The organism is Archangium gephyra (assembly GCF_042230915.1).
GTDB lineage: Bacteria > Myxococcota > Myxococcia > Myxococcales > Myxococcaceae > Archangium > Archangium gephyra_B.
Window position 1 is genome coordinate 927,503 of the sequence record NZ_CP102578.1, and the last position, 17,896, is coordinate 945,398.

15 protein-coding genes are annotated in these 17,896 nt (G+C 72.4%); 7 read left to right on the forward strand and 8 right to left on the reverse strand.

Going from position 1 to position 17,896, the window contains the following annotated elements; all coding sequences use genetic code 11:
- Positions 1-181: 181 nt before the first annotated feature.
- Complete coding sequence (locus tag NR798_RS03835; protein ID WP_375770030.1) at positions 182-1,321, forward strand: hypothetical protein; 1,140 nt, start codon at positions 182-184, stop codon at positions 1,319-1,321.
- A gap of 21 nt (positions 1,322-1,342) precedes the next feature.
- Here the strand turns inward: NR798_RS03835 and NR798_RS03840 are convergent, their stop codons facing one another.
- Positions 1,343-2,005 (reverse strand): sterol desaturase family protein, encoded by a 663-nt coding sequence (locus NR798_RS03840; protein WP_375770031.1) that lies wholly within the window; start codon positions 2,003-2,005, stop codon positions 1,343-1,345.
- Between the two features lie 227 nt (positions 2,006-2,232).
- On the opposite strand from NR798_RS03840, the gene NR798_RS03845 reads away from it, so the two are divergent.
- The 3 genes from NR798_RS03845 (at position 2,233) to NR798_RS03855 (ending at position 6,434) form a co-directional block, all read left to right on the forward strand.
- The gene (locus NR798_RS03845; RefSeq protein ID WP_375770032.1) at positions 2,233-3,534 is read left to right on the forward strand and encodes a c-type cytochrome; all 1,302 of its coding nucleotides are present in this window, start codon (positions 2,233-2,235) and stop codon (positions 3,532-3,534) included.
- Between the two features lie 10 nt (positions 3,535-3,544).
- Positions 3,545-5,179, forward strand: coding sequence for a M55 family metallopeptidase (locus NR798_RS03850; protein ID WP_375770033.1), 1,635 nt, complete (start codon positions 3,545-3,547; stop codon positions 5,177-5,179).
- A 286-nt stretch (positions 5,180-5,465) separates the two neighbouring features.
- Positions 5,466-6,434 carry a hypothetical protein gene (locus tag NR798_RS03855; RefSeq protein WP_375770034.1) on the forward strand — a complete coding sequence of 323 codons (969 nt, stop codon included), beginning with the start codon at positions 5,466-5,468 and terminating at the stop codon, positions 6,432-6,434.
- 29 nt (positions 6,435-6,463) lie between these two features.
- Here NR798_RS03855 and NR798_RS03860 read toward each other — a convergent pair whose 3' ends face one another.
- Positions 6,464-7,852, reverse strand: coding sequence for a cytochrome P450 (locus tag NR798_RS03860; RefSeq protein WP_375770035.1), 1,389 nt, complete (start codon positions 7,850-7,852; stop codon positions 6,464-6,466).
- A 131-nt stretch (positions 7,853-7,983) separates the two neighbouring features.
- On the opposite strand from NR798_RS03860, the gene NR798_RS03865 reads away from it, so the two are divergent.
- Positions 7,984-8,511 (forward strand): molybdenum cofactor carrier protein, encoded by a 528-nt coding sequence (locus tag NR798_RS03865; RefSeq protein ID WP_375770036.1) that lies wholly within the window; start codon positions 7,984-7,986, stop codon positions 8,509-8,511.
- Positions 8,512-8,597: 86 nt separating this feature from the next.
- Here the strand turns inward: NR798_RS03865 and NR798_RS03870 are convergent, their stop codons facing one another.
- The 6 genes from NR798_RS03870 to NR798_RS03895 form a co-directional block, all read right to left on the reverse strand.
- A complete protein-coding gene (locus tag NR798_RS03870; protein ID WP_375770037.1) occupies positions 8,598-10,508 on the reverse strand; it encodes a S8 family serine peptidase in 1,911 nt (636 codons plus the stop codon).
- Between the two features lie 102 nt (positions 10,509-10,610).
- A complete protein-coding gene (locus tag NR798_RS03875; RefSeq protein WP_375770038.1) occupies positions 10,611-11,144 on the reverse strand; it encodes a hypothetical protein in 534 nt (177 codons plus the stop codon).
- 45 nt (positions 11,145-11,189) lie between these two features.
- A complete protein-coding gene (locus NR798_RS03880) occupies positions 11,190-12,275 on the reverse strand; it encodes an Ig domain-containing protein (protein WP_375770039.1) in 1,086 nt (361 codons plus the stop codon).
- Positions 12,272-13,030 carry a hypothetical protein gene (locus tag NR798_RS03885; RefSeq protein WP_375770040.1) on the reverse strand — a complete coding sequence of 253 codons (759 nt, stop codon included), beginning with the start codon at positions 13,028-13,030 and terminating at the stop codon, positions 12,272-12,274. The genes NR798_RS03880 and NR798_RS03885 overlap by 4 nt, the downstream gene beginning before the upstream one ends.
- Positions 13,027-14,289, reverse strand: coding sequence for a caspase family protein (locus tag NR798_RS03890; protein WP_375770041.1), 1,263 nt, complete (start codon positions 14,287-14,289; stop codon positions 13,027-13,029). The genes NR798_RS03885 and NR798_RS03890 overlap by 4 nt, the downstream gene beginning before the upstream one ends.
- 215 nt (positions 14,290-14,504) lie before the next feature.
- A complete protein-coding gene (locus NR798_RS03895) occupies positions 14,505-16,163 on the reverse strand; it encodes a methyl-accepting chemotaxis protein (RefSeq protein WP_375770042.1) in 1,659 nt (552 codons plus the stop codon).
- A gap of 319 nt (positions 16,164-16,482) precedes the next feature.
- Between NR798_RS03895 and NR798_RS03900 the strand changes: the two genes are divergently transcribed.
- Both NR798_RS03900 and NR798_RS03905 read left to right on the forward strand, forming a co-directional pair.
- Complete coding sequence (locus NR798_RS03900) at positions 16,483-17,097, forward strand: RNA polymerase sigma factor (RefSeq protein ID WP_375770043.1); 615 nt, start codon at positions 16,483-16,485, stop codon at positions 17,095-17,097.
- The gene (locus NR798_RS03905; protein ID WP_375770044.1) at positions 17,094-17,849 is read left to right on the forward strand and encodes a hypothetical protein; all 756 of its coding nucleotides are present in this window, start codon (positions 17,094-17,096) and stop codon (positions 17,847-17,849) included. Before NR798_RS03900 ends, NR798_RS03905 begins: the two co-directional genes overlap by 4 nt.
- Positions 17,850-17,896 lie beyond the last annotated feature (47 nt).

The window sequence follows — 17,896 nt, forward strand, 5'->3', positions numbered from 1 at the left end:
TAGCCGCCCCCCGAGCCCCACCAGGCGCCGGGAGGCCGTGCTGCGTCGCTAGCCCGTTCTCCCTTCGCGGATCGCCTCTCGGCGTGACGCTCGCCTGGACCTGGGGTTCGGGGGGTGTCCGAGCGTCCTGGCGCCTGTCTCCTGGCGCCGTCTCCGTTCACTCCAGCCCGAGAGCCCTTCCATGTCCGTCTGCATCCTCAGCACCGACGCCGTCCGCCGTGCCCTCTCCCTCCGTGACCTGACCGACCCCGCCGCCGGTCCCCATGCCATGCAGCGCCTCGTCGATGACGTGCTCGCCGCCCTCCGCGGTACCTGGCACTGCGACGTCCTCCTGCACCGGCAGAGCCCCATCGTCTCCGTCTCCGACAACTACGACCGCCTTCGCTACCCGCCCGATGGCGCCGCCCGTGACGCCCGCTACACGCGCTACGTCTGTGACACCGCCCTGCTGCGCACCCAGACCTCGGCGATGATTCCTCCCCTCCTGCGCCAGCTCGCCGCCTCGCCCCGCTCTCCCGGGGACGTGCTGCTCGCCTGTCCCGGGCTCGTCTACCGCCGCGACTGCATCGACCGGCTCCACACCGGCGAGCCCCACCAGCTGGACCTCTGGCGCATCCGCCAGGGCGCGCCCCTCGGCGTCCGCGAGCTGCTCCACATGGCCGAGACCGTGGTGCGCGCCGTGCTCCCTGGCCGCGAGCTGCGCACCACCCCCTCCCAGCACCCCTACACCACCGAGGGGCTCCAGCTGGACGTCCGCCACGGCGAGGAGTGGGTGGAGATCGGCGAGTGCGGCCTGGCCCACCCGGAGCTGCTCGCCGGCAGCGGCCTCGACCCGGCGCGCGTCTCGGGGCTCGCCATGGGGCTCGGGATGGATCGCATCCTCATGTTGCGCAAGGGCCTGGACGACATCCGCCTGTTGCGAGCCGAGGACCCACGCATCGCCTCACAGCTGCTCGACCTGGAGCCGTACCGCGAGGTGTCCTCCATGCCCGCCGTCCGCAGGGACCTCTCCCTCGTACTCGAGGGCGAGGCCACCCACGAGGAGCTCGGAGACCGGGCGCGCGCCGCGCTCGGCTCCCGCGCCGACGTGGTGGAGTCCGTCGAAGTGCTCTCGGAGACGCCCTACGAGGCCCTGCCGCCCACCGCCATCCGGCGGCTCGGCATCGCTCCCGGCCAGAAGAACGTGCTGCTGCGCGTGGTGCTGCGTGCGCTCGATCGCTCGTTGACCCACGCCGAGTGCAACGAGCTGCGCGACACCCTCTACGCCGCCCTGCACCGGGGCTCCGCCTGGGAGTGGGCGTCCGCCGCCTCGCACCCCTGACAGAGGCCCCGGCGCGGGGGACTACTCCGCCGCGCCGGCGCCCGGCTTCACCCCGGCGTCGCGCGCCGCCTGCCCGCGCACCTGCATCGAGCCCATCAGCCGATCAATCCACCGGTGGCTGATGCCGAAGTTCTTGTCCGGGCAGGCGAAGTGGTGCGCCATGTGGTGCGCGCGCAGCGCCTTGCCCCAGTTGGTCCACGGCTTCTTGTAGTGCACCGCCCAGTGCAGGTAGTCGTAGGCGAGGTAGCCCACGACGACGCCGAAGAAGTAGGGGAGCGTCGCGTCCGGCCGGCCCACCAGCCACAGCAGCCCGCCGATGACGATGGCCAGCGGGATGCTCGCTCCCAGGGGCATCACCAGCCGCTGCGGATCATCCGGGTACGTGTGGTGGTAGCCGTGGATGATGGCGTGGAAGCGCCGGGTCAGCGGCCCGTTCCCCTCCCAGTGGAAGAGGTTGCGGTGCAGCGTGTACTCCATGAAGCACCACGTGAGGAACCCGAGCGGCGCGAACAGGGCCACCATCCCCATGCGCGTCGTCCCGCTCCACAGCCCCCAGCCCAGCAGGCCCGTGATGATCGGAATGTAGAAGGCGAACGGAGTGGCAGGGTGGATCTTCGAGGCGGCTTCGAGGAAGTTGTTCTCGAACATCCGCCCGGAGCCGTGGCGCACGTACTCAGTCTTCATGGCCGTACCAGGGAGGCAAAAGGGGTGTTGCATGGCGGACAACCGCCCGCCGCGCCCTTATATACCCCCCGGCCGCCGTGGGGGCGTGACGAAAATCCCCGGTCCCGCCCCCCTCTGTCCTCCAGTTCCTCCTGCCCGGCCCGCTCGGAGAACGGGCGGACGGGCGGGGTGTCTACCCTTGGACAGGCAGTTGCGGCATCCTGGATTTCCGTGGAGGACGTGATCCGATGCGCCGACAGCTGCTGAGCACCGTGTATGGCACCCTGCTGATGGGCAGCGCCCTGTTGTCCGGGTGCGCCAGTGTCTCCAAGACCGCCTATCCCCCCATCCAGGCGGAGGCCTCCCCGGAGGCACTCGCGCGCGGCGAGAGCATCTTCCGCGGCGCCTGCGAGGGCTGCCACCGCGGGCCCGACTCGCAGCGCGTCACCGGCGCCCCCATGAAGGATGCGCCCGGGTGGCTCGGGACGCTCCACACCGCCAACCTCACCGCCCACCCCACCGCCGGCATCGGCGCGGCGAAGGACGAGGAGCTGGCCCGCGTCATCCGCTACGGCGTCAGCCGCGACGGGCGCTCCATCCCCATGCCCGGCTCCCCCATGGGCGACAAGGATCTCGCCGCCGTGCTGGGCTTCATGCGCTCCCCGCATCCGCTCTTCGAGGCCGATGCCACCGTGGCGCCCCGCACCCAGTTCTCCTTCCTCGGCGGGCTGGCCTGGGGCGTCGTGTCCAAGGTGCCGGATCATCCCGCCTCGGGCATCCCCGTGCCCGCCAAGGGGCCCACCCTCGAGTACGGCCGCTACATGGCCCAGGTGCTCGATTGCGCCGGCTGCCACACCAACAGCTTCGACCCCAAGGACTCCGACGGGCCCAAGGGCTTCTCCGGCGGCCGCGAGTTCCTCGGCGCCGATGGCAAGCCCATCCACTCCGCCAACATCACCTTCGATGCCACCGGCCTCCAGGGTTGGAGCCTCGAGGACTTCACCCGCGCCGTGCGCGACGGGCTCGCCCCCGGGGCCATCGTCCGCTACCCCATGCCTCGCTACCGCGGCGCGGATGACGTGGACATGCAGGCCCTCTACGAGTACCTGCGCTCGCTGCCCCCGCGCCGCAACGAGGTCCCCGGCGCCCGGCCCCACACTGCTCCCGAGGCCGCCGCGCCCTCCGCCCGGGTGACGCCCGCCTCCGTGTCCACCCAGGCGGTGGAGCCCGGGACTCCCGTGCGCACCTCGGCCACCGCCGGGCTCGTCACCCTCGTGCTCGCCCAGGCCGAGCCCAAGAAGGACGTGGACCCCGCCGCCCTCTTCGCCCGGCTGGGCTGCACGCTCTGCCATGCCCCGGGCGCCCGCTACCACGAGCGCATCGTCAACGCCGCCGGCAAGCCCGAGCAGGACCTGGCCAGGTGGATCCGCAACCCCGAGCAGTTCGTCCCCGGCACCACCATGCCCACCTACGCCTCGCTCATCGACGAGCCCACGGCGCTCGCGCTGGCGCGGTGGATCAAGTCCGGCGGCCCGGCCGCTCGCAAGTAGGAGGCGTCCCATGCGCCGCGCGCTGCTCGTCGTGGACCTCGAGGGCGTGGCCGGCGTGGACACCCCCGGGGCGTTCATCTCCGGCACTCCGGAGTACGCGCGCTCCCAGGCCCTGCTCACGGCCGAGGTGAATGCCGCGGTGGAGGGCCTGCTCGCCGCGGGCTTCCAGCGGGTGCGGGTGAGCGACAGCCACCTGTCCGGCTCCGGTGCGTCCAACCTCCTGCTCGAGGCGCTCCACCCCGCGGCCGAGCCGTACTTCCTCGCGGAGGACGCGTACGCCCCCCACCTCTTCGAGGCGGTGGAGGCGGTGGCCTGTCTGGGCATGCACGCGGCGGCGGGCCCGGCGGGCTTCGCCGCGCACACCGTGGACCTGCTCGGCGCTTGGACGTGCGCCGGCCGGGCGCTGTCGGAGGCGGACCTCGTGCTGGCCCTGGCCGCGGAGGCCGGGGTGCCCGCGGTGTTCGTCTCCGGCGATGACGTGCTGCAGGCCCACCTCGGGGGCCGCGTGGGCTACGTGCGCACCAAGGTGGCCCTCTCCGTCACCCGCGCCTACTCGCGCGAGCCCGAGGCGGTGCTCCCGGAGCTCTCCCGAGCCGCCTCGCTGCCGGCCCGACGCGTGGAGCCCCTTCCGGACGCGCCGCTCATCCTCACCTTCAAGAGCGGGCACCAGGCGGCGCTCGCCACCCGGGCCGGGGCCCGGCGGTTGGACCACTACCGCGTGGAGGTGGAGGGGCGCACCTTCCGCGAGCGCTACACGCACGCCCTGGGCGCCACCTCGGCCGCGGGCGAGGTGCTGGCGGACGCCGTGGGGGACGTGCCCGGCAGTCCCGTCTTCCTCCGCGACGCCACGGCCCTCTTCCGCCTGCGGGGGCCTCCCGCGCACCCGCCCCCCGCGAGGACGGAGGCGGTGGAGCGCGCGCTCGGGGCCTTCCTCTCGCTGACGGAGGGCGGAGATGAGGAGGCGCGGGCCCTGCGCGCGCTGACGCTGCACATGCTGGAGGGCCATGCGCCCGGGGCCTTCGCGCGCCGGGGGCTTGGGCCCGTGCTGGAGGCGGCGGTGGCCGCGCTGGCCGAGGTGCCGCTGGCGCTCCCCGAGGGGCTGTCCCCGGACGTGGGCATGGCGCGGGTGGATGCCTGGTACGTGCGCCGCGAGCGCGGCCTGCCCCACGCCCCGCTGGAGCCGTACCTCCTCCGCGCCTACCTGGAGCACCTGGCGGGCGAGGGCCACGGCCTCCATGCGTGGCTGCTGGGAGAGATGGCCGCCACGCGCGGCCTGGACGTGCGCCTGTCCCTCCCCGCACGCGCCATGCGCGATGCCTCCCGGGTGGCGGACCTCTACTGGCTCACGCACCTGTACCTGCTGGACACCCGCTACCTGCGCGCCGCGCCGCGCCATCCGGACGCCCCGGCGTGGACGGAGGAGCTGCTGGTGGCCACGCCCTGGGTGGTGGAGCAGGGCAACGTGGACCTGGGGGCGGAGCTGGCCTTCTGTCTGCAGTGCGTGGGCGAGGCCGGAGGCGGGGCCCACGAGGCCCTCCTGGTGCTGCTCGAGGAGCACCAGCAGCCCGATGGGTGCATGGAGGATGCCCATGCCACCGCCGGCGCGCTGCTCGCCTTCGCGGGCGCCGAGGAGCGCCGTCCGTAGTTCCCACCTTGGGCAGTGGGGTGTCTCCGACGGGGCGCCATCTTTCCCAGATGGAGAAATGACTTTCCACGGAGAGCCTGTAGGCACCTGTGCGCGCACCCCTCGGGGTGTTGAGCGCCTCACGTGCCGTTGAGCCCAACGTCAGACGTTCGACGCGCGGGTTGTCGACGGGCAGACCTCTACGGCTTTCCTGGAGTTCCAGCCGATGCCGGAAATGGCGCGCATCTCCACCGTGATCCTTGCCACCCGGTGAGCCCCGGGTGGCCGAGAGCCGGAGGTGTGAGCCATGGGTTTCACGTCTTTCGAAGGTCTGCGGAACGGGATGGCCGGGCGCGTGGCGGGCCGGAGCGTGGTGGGGTGGGTGCTCACGTCGGTGCTCGTCGCGGGCTGTGGAGTGGAGGAGCTGCCCTCCGAGGAGCAGGGCCCGGCGCTCCAGACCCAGGCGCAGGCGCTGGTGGAGGACAACGGCCTGTCGCTCAACGGCCTGTCGCTCAACGGCCTGTCGCTCAACGGCCTGTCGCTCAACGGCTTGTCGCTCAACGGCCTGTCCACCACGGACTTCTCCACCTGGTTCAACGGCAACCCGGCCGGTAATCAGCAGCTGATGAGCTACATGGTCCGCTGCGCGGTGCCCGCGAACGAGACCCGCACCTTCACCAACCCGGCCACGGGCGTCGTCTACACCTGGCAGGGCGGGCTGGGCCTGGCGCCGGACTGGGCGGGCGGGGCTCCGGCCTCCCTGGCGGAGCAGCAGGTCATCTCCGCGTGCCTGGCGGCCCACGCCAACAACTACGGGCTGCACGTCCCCATCTCCCTGCTGGGCCGCGACTCGAAGGAGGTGGCCATCCCCTACTCCTCCGAGGAGATGACGACCTTCGCCCGCAAGGAGTCGTGCTTCTTCGGCAACGTCTTCAAGAACGAGGGGCTCTTCGCCGGCAACGACCGGAGCGCGCTGGCCTCGGACGAGAGCTCCTCGCGCCCGTGCGGCCTGGTGGGCTTCGGGCTGCTCTCCAACTCCTCCTGCTCCCAGGTGCAGCGCGTCGGCCAGTGCGAGCAGAGCTGCACGCTGGACGCCACCGGCACCTACTACACGAGCTGCACCCGCAACGGCGTGCAGTACAAGCCGCTCACCACCCGCATCCGCGCCCAGGACATCAACCACTGCGGTGACGGCGTGTGCCAGCAGGGCGAGCGCTGCGGCTTCGGCATCACCGCCGACAGCTGCCTGCTGGACTGCGGCTCCTGCATCCTCTGAGCGGCGGTGGGCCGCGAGCCCTCGCGGGCTCAGGCCACACGCACCCGCGGCACCCCCTCGCGGCGCTCCACCCGCATGGGCAGGGAGCCGCGGGGACGCAGGCTGACGAGGGGCTCGGGCACCACGGGCACCCCCGGCCCCCCCCGCAGGCGGAAGCGCTGCGCCACCACGGTGAGCAAGAGCTGCGCCTCCATCATCGCGAAGGTGTTGCCGATGCACTGGCGCTGCCCCCCGCCGAAGGGCAGCCAGGCCCAACGCGGCCGGTCCTTGCTGTTCTCCGGGAGGAAGCGCGTGGGATCGAAGCGCTCCGGCTCGGGCCAGAAGTCCGGGTGGCGGTGGGTGACGTAGGGGACGAGGATGACGATGTCCCCCTTGGGAATCCGGTAGCCGTCCACCACGTCGTCCTCCACGGGCACGCGGGGAATGGCCCAGAGGGGCGGGTAGAGGCGCAGGGCCTCCTCGAAGACGCAGCCCACGTAGCGCAGCCTCGGGAGATCCGCCACCGTGGGCAGCCGCCCACCGAGCGCCGCGTCCACCTCCGCGTGCAGCGTGGCCTCCACCTCGGGGTGCTGGGCCAGCAGGTGGAAGGTCCACGCCAGCGCGGTGGCCGTCGTCTCGTGGCCGGCCAGCAGCAGCGTCATCACCTCGTCGCGCAGCTGCGCGTCGTCGAAGGTGTCACCGGTGTCCGCGTCGCTCGCGGCCATCAGCATGCCGAGCAGATCCTCCGCCTGGCCCCCCGCCGCGCGGCGCCGGGCGATGAGGCCTCTGACAATCCCATCCAGCGTGCCCACCGCCTGGCGGAAGGCGCGGTTGCTCCGCGTGGGCAGCCGGTAGAGCCAGGGCAGGTAGGGCAGGGGGGAGATGATGCGCTCGTTGGTGACCTCGAGCGCGGTGGTGAAGGCCTCGCCCATGCGGTCCGTGTGCTCGCCCACGTCCACGCCGAAGAGGGCGCGCACCACCACGGTGAGGGTGAGCCGCATCAGCTCCTGGAAGAGGGGCAGCGGCGTGCCCTCGTCCGCGGCGCGCTCCCAGGCGGGGAGCCGCTCACAGAGGGTGTCCGTCATCCTCGCGCCGAGCGCCGCCAGCCGCTCCTTGTGGAAGGCGGGCTGGGCGAGCCGGCGCTGGCGCTTCCAGAAGTCGCCCTCGGCGGTGAGCAGGCCATTGCCCACCAGGGGGCGTGTCTTGTCGAAGACGGTGCCCTTCGTGTAGCGGGCGCTCGCGTCGGCCAGCACGTGCTTGACGTGCGCCGGGTGCGTGAGCTGCTCCACGTAGATGGAGCCCATGCGGTAGCGCACCACGTCCCCGAGCTTCTGGCGGCTCCCGAGGTACAGTCCGAGGGGATTGCTCGCTCGCTCGGGCAGGTGGCCCCAGAGCCAGTGGCCCGGGGGCATGGGAGGCAGCGGTGCGGAGGAGGTCATGGGGTCCGGGCCGTTTCGAGAAAGGGGCGGGTTTGTCTCCGCCACCTGGTGCGGCAACCAGCATCCACGGGCGGACTGACAGGAGCTGACGAGTGCCCTCTTCCCCTGGGACCAGGTTGGGGAGCGGAGCCATGCGGACCCGGCGTGAAGTCATCGGTGTGATGGGCTCGGGGACGGAGGAGCACCGGGCCTGGGTGGAGCCGCTGGCGCGGTGGATTGCCATGCGGGGCTTCCACCTGCTGACGGGGGCGGGAGGCGGGGTGATGGGCGCGGCGGCCGAGGCCTTCGTGGCGGTGGAGGGAAGGGCGGGACTGTCGCTCGGCATCGTGCCGGGGGCGGTGGAGGACGGCACGTGGCGGCCCAAGCCGGGCTACCCCCACGCGTCGGTGGAGCTGCCCATCCTCACGCACCTGCCGCTGAGCGGCGAGCAGGGGACGGAGCCGATGAGCCGCAATCACCTCAACGTGCTCACCGCGCGGGCGTTGGTGGCGCTGCCCGGGGGCGCGGGCACGGTGTCCGAGGCGGTGCTCGCGCTGCGCTACGGCAGGCCGCTCATCCTCCACGGTCCGCGCGAGGCCTTCCACGCCTTCCCCGCGGAGCTGGAGCGCACGGAGTCGCTGGAGCGGGTGTGCGCCTTCCTGGAGGCGGCGGTGCGCTAGCCGGAAAAAAGAAGCCCCCGGCACCGGGGGGGGAGTGTCCCGGTGCCAGGGGCGGGGCGCGCAGGGAGCAGGCGCGCGTTACCGCGTCACTGCGTCACGGGGACGAGCGTGTCCACCTGGGCGGTGCCCGTGTAGCTGGTGGGCGTGTTGAGGAAGCCCTTGAGCTGCACGCGCCAGGTGCCCGCGGCCGGGCGGGGCACGGACACCGACTCACCGGTGGAGGTGCCGTTGGCGCTGCTGGCCACCAGGTTGCCGCTCGGATCGTAGACGAAGAGGTCCAGGTCCAGCGCCGGGTTGCCCCAGTCCGTGGTGATGCGCAGCGCGTTGGCGCCGGCGGGCACCGCCAGGTTGTGCGTGTGCGAGGCCTCCACGAGGGTGACGTCCAGCACGGGCAGCTTCACCGTCAGGCCCACGTTGCCGCTCCAGCCCGGCAGGTTCGTGGTGACGGTGGTGGTGCGGCTGCCAGCCGACTCGGAGGCCTTGCGCACGGCGGCGTAGGCGTCCGCGTAGCCCGCGCCCGCCTCGAACACCTGCAGCTGCCGCGTGGTGCCGGTGGTGGCGTCCTGCTCGAACATGGGCCGGGCCGTGGAGGTGATGGCCGCCAGCACGCCGTCCATGTTGAGCGACGGGTTGACCTCCAGCATCAGCGCGGCCAGGCCGCTCAGGTGCGGGGTGGCCATGGAGGTGCCATCCAGCGCCGCGTAGAAGGGCTCCGGGTGCAGGCCGTCCAGGCCGAGGTAGGGCTGCGCGACGGTGGCCGTGGTGGCGCGCGCCGCGACGATGGCCACGCCCGGCAGGGTGATGTCCGGGTGGTGGAGCGCGTCGCCCGGGATGCCGCGGCTGGAGAAGCTGGCCAGTTGCCCCGGCACGCCCTGGGAGATGAGCGGATTGGTGGCCGTGCTCGTGTCCTTGGCCGCGCCCGCCGCCACCGAGATGACGCACGGCGAGGCGCTGTACGGGTTGAGCGTGTCCGCCCCGGGGCCGTCGTTGCCCGCCGCGAAGGCCACGATCATCCCCTCGTCATAGGCGCGCTTGGAGGCGATGCTGACAGGGTCGAAGGGCGCGAAGTGGCTGCCGCTGGTGCCCCACGAGTTGGAGATGACGCGGACGTTGTACGTCTCGCGGATGTCCGGAGCCATCAGGAAGTCGAAGCCCTCCAGCGAGTAGAGGATGCTGATGGCCTCGCCGGTGCCCACGCCGATGAGCCGGGCGCCCGGGGCCACGCCCTTGTACTTGCCGCCGGACTTCGCGCCGGAGCCGCCGATGGTGCTGGCCACGTGCGTGCCATGGCCGCTGGTGAGGTCGCTGTTGGGCACGTCGATGTAGAGCGCGCCGCCCACGCCCGCCTCGACGATGGGCGCCACCACCTTCACGTTCTTCACCAGGTTGGGGAAGTCCCCGTGCGTGCCGTCCACGCCCGAGTCGATGATGCCCACGCCCACGCCCGCGCCCGTGGCGTTGTAGGCCGTGCGCGCGGTGTCCGCGCCGATGTAGGCCACGCTCTGGTCCAGGAAGTAGTGCAGCGGCCGGTCCTGGTAGATGGAGAGGAGGCCGAGCGGCTGCAGCACGGTGCGCAGCGTGCCCATGAGCACGGGGGTGACGGGCACCTTGAGCGCCACCATGGGCAGCGCCTTGAACGCGCCCAGGTTGTCCCCCAGCGACAGGCCCAGCGTGCTCTGCAGCAGGTCCACCGCGGGCGCCACCGCCTCCTGCGTGTTGAAGGAGAGGATGAGCGTCTTCACCAGGCCGTCCGACGCCAGGGACGGGTCCACCACGGCCTGGGTGAGCGCCGCCTGCGCCTGAGCGCTGGAGTAGAGCGCGGTGCAGGCGCTCGGGGCGGTGGTGGCGGGCTCCACCACGGGCTTCTTGTTGTTGAGCGCGCGGCTCGCCTTCGCGACGGACTCCTGCGCGTTCCCGGCCTCCGGCGCGGAGGCGCCGCAACCGGCGAGGAAGGCGGTGGTGGTGAGGGTGAGGCCCAGCGTCTTGAAGGACTTCATGCGTCGTGCTCCCAGCGAAGAGACAGGGCACCCGCGGCCGCAACCACGGGCGTTCTATTCCGTGTTGATGCGGGTGTTCCGGGTTGGATCCAGAGCCGAAAATTATTTTCCGGGTGTCAGCGGGTGGACGTAGCGGGCCGTCCTCACGCCGTCGCCGAGGTCCACGGTGATGAAGGGCTCGGCGAGAGGGTTCCCCTCGGGGACGGACGCGGGGGGCCCTGGCTGCGGAAGGACGAGAAGGCCGCCCCCTTCGAGCTCCAGGACGTGGCCCGGCCTGGACACCGGAGTGCTCGACAGATGGAGCGTGATGGACACCACCTCCATGAGGCTCTCCGGGTTCTCGAACACCGAGGTGGGGACGCGCACCGGGATGGCGGGAGTCCTCACGCCCTCGTTGGAGCACGTCCAGGCGGCCCCATCGCCCTCCGGCGGCACGGCCTCCTCCGGCGGAGCGAAGACGACGCGGGCGGGAGTGGCCACGCTGGCCGGGCCGTCCTGGCCCAGCACGTAGGCGCAGGGCGGTTCAGCGGGGGTGAGACTCCAGACCAGCAGGGCCGCGAGCGGCACACCGCAGAGCAGTGGCAGCCACGGGTGGAGGGTCGCTCGTTGCTTCTCGCTGGGACCGGGGGGGCGCACCTGTCTGGTATTGCGGCCAGGGCGCCCGGTTGGATCTCCCGGTGCTCAGTACACCGTCAGTCGGAGCGTGAGCGTCGACGCCGCGGGGGGCAACAGGCCTCCCGCCGTGGCGGTGACGTTGAATTCGTACACGCCCGCCTGGGTGGGCGTGCCGGAGACGACGCCCGTCTCGGCATTCAAGTTGAGGCCCGGCGGCAGGGTGGGGCTGGTGCCCGCCTTCTTCCAGGTCCAGGTGACGGACGTGGGGTTGCTGCGCAGGGGATGGGTGTAGGCCGAGCCCACGCGCGCATCGGGCAGGGCGCTGCTCTTGATGCAGACCTCGGAGCTCGAGCAGGTGATGGAGGTGAGCTGGAGGCGGCGCACGCGAACCTGCGGGGGCTCGTCGGAGTCCGTGACGCGGACGTCGAAGGGGGGCGTGCCACTGCCCGCGTAGGCGGCCCCGTCGAGCTTGCCGTCGATGCGCAGGACGATGCCCGAGGGCAGTGCGCCACTGACGAGCTCGAAGGTGTAGGGCGGCTTGCCTCCGGTGGCCGAGAGGAACTCCACGTAGTCCTTGCCGCTCTCGAAGTAGGCGAGGACGTCCGGCCCGGCCAGGTGCAGCACGGGCCGGATGCGCAGGGAGAACGCCTGGCTGGAGCGCTGGGGCTCGGGGCCCTGGTCCACCACCTCGACGGTGAAGGTGGAGTCCCCGGCGGTGAGCGGCTTGCCGGAGAGCTCACCCCGCTGGGTGTCGAAGGACAGGCCCGCGGGCAGCTCGCCCGTGGTGGAGAAGGTGTACGGCGGCGTCCCTCCGCTGACCTGGAAGCGGTGGAGGTAGCTCACCGTCTCCGTGCCGGGCCCGGGAGCGTCCGGGATGAGCACGAGCCGCGCCGGGCCCGCGTCGGGCTCGCCGCCATCCCCGCCCGTGCCGCTCCCCCCGTCGCTGCCCATCTCCGAGGGCTCCTCGCCGGTGCAGGGCCCGCGCTCGCCGCAGTCCGGGAGGCAGACGCCCGCGGAGGCCAGGCACGTCGAGCCCGAGGCACACCCGCCCTGCTCGTCGCACGCGGGGAAGCGCGAGAGGTCCGGCTGGAAGGAGCACGCCACCACCCCGAGGAACACGGCCAGTGCCAGCCACGGCAGCCCCTGTCTCATGGCAGCTCCCAGACGAAGAAGACGGCCCCACCGGCGCCCAGCAGCGCGCCGGCTCCCATCAACACGTTGGCGGTGCGCGCCTGCCGCTGGCCCTCGCGCAGGCGCTCGGTGAAGCAGGCGCGGAAGGCCTCGCCCTCGCCGCTGCAGCCCGCGTTGCCCTGGGAGAGGCCCGTCTCCGCCTGACGCGCGGCCAGCCCGAAGCCCACCCCGGCCGCGAGCGCCACGCCGCCGGCCGCCAGCAGCACCGTGGGCCACACCCTGCCCGGAGCCTTCACCGCGCGCGCGGACGGGCGCGTCTTCCACAGCTCCTGGAAGGCCTCGCGGGCCCGCGCCTCTTCCAGGCCGGGCGGGAGCTCCTCTCCAGAGAGCTCCACGAGGGTGTGCGACTCCAGGCCCTCGCGGTCCACCAACGCGAGCGCCACGTTGCGCCCTCCGCCCACGCCGAGCGCCACCCCGCGCACCAACCGGTCCGCGCCGAGCCCCACCGCCTGGGCGCTCCGGCACGCCGCGTCCACGCAGTCCGCGAGCCGTCCGCCCTGGGCACGCACCTTCGCCACCGTGTCCGCGCGCGGCTCCAGGCACACGCCGGAGGTGTGCTCCGCCGCCCGGCGTACGGCGTCCTCCAACCGCCGGGCCTCGGCGGTGGACAGCGCCACCGGTTGGAAGGGGACGAGCACCACGCGCTCACCGCCCTTGCAGGGCGCCGGTGCCGCCTGGGCCAGCGCCAGCGTCAGCGCGAAGGAGAGGAGGCTCATGGCGAGAGGTCGGGCTGTTGCGCGGGAGCGACGGGCGTCTGCCCGAGGCTGGCCATGTACCCGGTGTAGAAGCGCGGACCGAAGGGCACGGAGAAGAGCCTGTCGCGGAAGGCCTCCTCCACCGCCCCGCGCGAGGCCAGGGCGTTGTCGCGCCAGGGCAGGCCCGCCCCATCCACCACCGCGCCCGCGCGGGTGAGCTGGAAGGGGGCCTCGCGCCCCGGGCCGCGCAGGAAGTAGCCGGACGCCGGCGGCAGTCCCAGCACCAGCGAGCGCTCGCGCTCCTTGTGCAGCTCCGCCACCCGGAGGCCGCGCGCGTCCTCCACCCACAGCCGGCCCTCCAGGCCCGCGGGCAGCAGGAGGAAGCCCAGCCGCGACTTGTCCCCCAGGTCCACCAGCGGCGCCGCGCGGTCCTGCGAGGGCGGTTGGATGGAGACTTCGAGCCGGCCCCGCACATCGTCCACGCCCTGGTTGGCGGCGGCGACGAAGGCCCGCAGCTCCGAGTACTCCACCCGCCCGTCCGCGTTGACGTCCGCGGCCCCGGCGAGCGCCGAGAGCACCTGGTGGCTGAAGACGCCCGAGCGGATGGCGCTCCACTCGTGGCTCTCCTGCTCGCGGGTGGTGGAGAGCACCGCGCCCACGTGCGGGTAGCGTGCCAGCTCGCGCGTGGCCAGCAGGCCCTGCACCGCCTGCACCTGGGCGGGGGCCACCGGCAGCGCGCCGCGCGAGTTGACGAAGAAGTACGAGTCACACGCATCCACGATGAGGTGGACGAAGGCGGCGGTGCTGGGGGCGATGACCTGGGAGTAGAGGTCCGTGCGCGTGAAGGGCCCGTCCAGCAGGCTCACCGCGCCCTCGCCCGCGGCCCCGCGCTTGCCGTGGCCGGTGAAGACGAAATACAGCACCGGGGAGTCGCCGCGGGCCTTGTCCTCGGCCATGCGCGCGTTCAGCCGGCCGAGCGCCTCCTTGAGGGCGGCCCGGGTCGGTGGACGCGTGCGGGCGGCGAGCCCCGGGTGGAGGGCCTGCGTGTCGGCGTCCAGCACGGACAGGAGCACGGTCTCCTTCGTGCGCGAGGAGAGCAGCTCGTAGTAGCGCGCGCCGTCGTCATCGGCGTAACGCAAGGGCGCCTGCTTGGGCTCGGTGCCGGTGTTGTTGGCGATGATGAGCGCGTAGGCGGCCCGGGCGGGCGCGGCGCTCGCGGCGGAGCCGGCGAGGAGCGCGAGCCACAGCAGGGCTACCGGAGCGCATCGGAGCGGTCGCATGCGCGGGGGGGTCTCCGGGAAAAACGGGGGGGCTCAACGTGCCATGGTTGCGTGTGGGGAATCCACCCGCCCCCCCGTGGGGCCTGGACGCGAGAGGGTGTGTGTCGTTCAGGCGACCCTGGACGTGCGGTCCGGGTTTTCCTCCCACCTGGGCTGCTCCAGGCGGATGACCTGGGTGGGTGTGGTCAGATGGAAGGGAAGCGGCCTGTCCCTGTTCATGCGGCGCGCCCGTAGTCACTCAGCAGGCTCCGGAGCTTCTGGCCCATGGCATTGAGCTCCTGCATGGCGCGCTCCGTCTGCCGGGTGCTGGTGAGCGTCTGCTGCGTCGCCTGGCTCACGTCGCGCATCGCCTGGCGTATCTGACCGAGGCCCGTGGCCTGCTGGCTGGCCGAGGCCGAAATCTGCGCCGCGGTGAGCGAGGCCTGCGTGAGCAGCTCGCCGAGTGTCTGGATGGTGGAGCCCGCCTGCGTCACCACCCGGGTGGCCGAGACCACGCTCTTGGTGCCCTCCTCCGTCGTCATCACCGCGCCCTGGGTGGCCTTCTGGATTTGACCCAGAATCTGCCGCACCTGGGCGGTGGCCTTCTTGGACTGGTCCGCCAGGGCCTTCACCTCGCTGGCCACCACGGCGAAGCCCCGGCCGTGCTCGCCCGCGCGGCTGGCCTCGATGGAGGCGTTGAGCGCGAGCATGTGCGTCTGCTCGGAGATGTCGTTGACGGTGGTGATGATGTCGCCGATGGCCTGGGCCTGCTCGGCGAGGGCCAGAATGCGCGAGGCGATGGACTCCACCTGCTCGCGCACGGTGCTCATGGAGGCGATGGCGTCGTCCACCGCCCGCCGGCCGTTCCTGCCCACCTCCTCCGAGTGGAGTGCCGACTCGCTCACCGCGCGCGCCCTTCCCGCGGCTTCCTCGGACGTCTGGGTGAGCTGCTCGAGGGTGCTCACCGTCTCGGCCACGGCGCTGCCCTGCTCCTGGGCGCCGGCCACCTGCTCGGTGGTGCTCGCGAGCACCTCGGCGGTGGTGCCCGTGAGCTGATTGACGAACTCGGCCACGGTGCGCAGGGTGTGCTCGCGCTCCACAGCCTGTCTGGCCAGCTGGGCCTCGGAGTTCTGGCGCCGCTCGGCCATGTCGTTGAAGGCGCGGGCCAGCTCGCCCGTCTCGTCGTCGTTGCTGACGTCGATGCGGTGCTCCAGGTGGCCGCGGCCCAGTTGCACCGTGCCCGTCACCAGCTTCTGCAGCGGGCCGGTGATGGAGCGGGTGATGAGGGTGCTGCCCAGGCTCACGACGAGCAGGCCCAGCAGGGTGCCCACGCCCAGCAACAGCATGCTGCGTTCGGCGCTGGTGCGCGCCTGGTGCACGCTGTCCTCCCAGCGCGCGTCCTCGTACCGCACCATCTCGTCGAAGCCCTGGCGGACCTGCCTCATGTGCTGCTGGCCCTTGACCGCGCTCGCGCGCATGGCCTCCATTCCGGCCTGGGCCCCATTGGCCTGCTCGCGCAGGCGGCGCGTGTTCTCCAGGGTGGCGAGCCGCTCGCGGAGGATGGGCTCGAGCCGGTCGAGCCGTTCGCGCTGCTCGGGATTGTCGGCCATGCGCTGGCGCAGGAGGGGGAGCTCCTCGTTCAGGCTGCTCACGGCCTCCTGGTAGGGCTCCAGGTAGGCCGGATCCCCGGTGAGGAGGTAGCCGCGCTGGCTCGTCTCGGCATCCACGAGGGCGAAGCGGACGTTGCGCATCATGCGCGCCTGCTCGCGGCTGTCCACCAGGCCCGTGGCGGTCCGTTGCAGCAGCTGCGCACCCTGGAAGGCCACCCCTGCCACGGCGAGCAGCACCCCCAGCGACAGCCCGAAGCCCAGGGCGATCTTCTTCCCGATAGTCATGACAGCCTTTCTCCGGCGGACTCGAAGACGAGGCGACCATCCCTCCGCGGGGCCGCTCCCTCCAGAATGTGGTGGGTACCGGGTGGCGGCGCACCGGGGGGCAGGCGCTGAGCGCTGCTTTCCGGGCTCGGAGGGCCATGAGCGTCCTACAACCGCCCACCTCTCTGGGCCGGCGGGCGGCCGGGCCCCCGTTGGTAACGATTCTCGAACCCCGGGGATCCAACCTGACGGTCAAATCGCAATGACAGCATGAGCGATGGGTGACGGGGACGGGCGGGGCACGGTAAGTCGCCGAGGGATGGAGTGGGATGCGCGGACATTGCAACGCTTCCGGGACGGAGAGCCGGAGACCCTGGGCCAGGTGTACCGGGCGCACGCGGAGGCGTTGGCACGGGTGCTGCGGGCCATGGCGTGGCGGGGGCGGGGGTTCGGACAGATGAGGGGCGCGCTGGAGCTGGAGAACACGGTGCTGGAGACGTTCGCCCGGGCCTTCGAGCCGAGGACGCGGGTGGCGTACGACGGGGTGCGGCCGTACGGGCACTTCCTGGTGGGCATCGCGCGCAACGTGCTGCTGGAGCAGTCGAGGCAGCGCGAGGTGGCGGTGGGGCTGGAGCCCTTCGAGGAGACGGGCGAGGTGCCGGAGGAGGGCGAGGGGCTGGCCCAGAAGCTGGAGGACCGGGAGGTGGATGGGTTGCTGGCGTCCTTCAAGGAAGGGCTGTCGGAGGAGGAGCGGCGGCTGTTCGAGCTGCGCTTCGGCGAGGACGGGATGGCGCAGGAGGGCGCGGCGGAGCAGCTGGGGCTGACGCGCATCCAGGTGCGGCGGCGGGAGTTGGGGTTGAAGACGCGGCTGCTCGAGTTCCTGCAGGCGCGGGGGTACCTGGAAGGGATGGAAGTGAAGGGGTGGAGCTTCTTCAAGCGGCGAGGCCAGTCATGACGAGGTGTGGGGACCGGCAGGCGAAGCAGGCGCTGGAGGCGCTCTTCCGGGGCGAGCTGGACGGGGAGGGCTTCCAGCGGTTGCGCGCGCACGCGGCGGGGTGTGGCGAGTGCCACGAGGCCTACGACAAGCTGGGCCGGGTGGAGTCGGCGCTGGAGCAGCGCGCATTGCCGGCGAGCCGGGAGGCGCTGTTGGAGAAGGCGCTGATGGCGCGGCTGGGGGCCACGGCGAAGCCCGTGCAGGCACCGGCGCGGCCCGAGCGCGAGCGCTTCTTCCCGAGGTTCCTGGTGCCGGCGATGGCGGGGCTGGCGATGGCGGGGGTGGCGTTGCTGGTGGTGGTGCCGCAGCTGCGGGCGCGGGAGTCCGAGTGGGGGACGCGTGGAGGGGAGCAGAAGACGGTGGCCTGGGGCATCCGGGTGTTCTGCGTGGGAGCGGACGGACAGGTGACGGGGGAGGCGAGGCCGGGCGGGAGGCTGGTGTGTGGGGAGGGGAGCGCGGTGCAGTTCAGCTACACGGCGCCAGAGGCGGCGAAGCTGACGGTGGAGGCGACGTCGCCCGAGGGGGAACCGCTGCGCTTCTTCCCGCCGGAGGGCACGGCGGAAGAGGTGGCGGCGGGGACGGACGTCCTGTTGCCGTTCAGCACGCCAGTACAGGAGGGCTGGCTCGCCGGGCCGCTGGAGGTGCGGGCGAGCTTCGAGGATGCACAGGGCCGGGAGCTGTCCCGTACCCAGCTGACCCTCTCACCACACTGACTCCGGTCACAACCCTCCACTGTGCCAAAGACCCCTCGCCCCCCGGG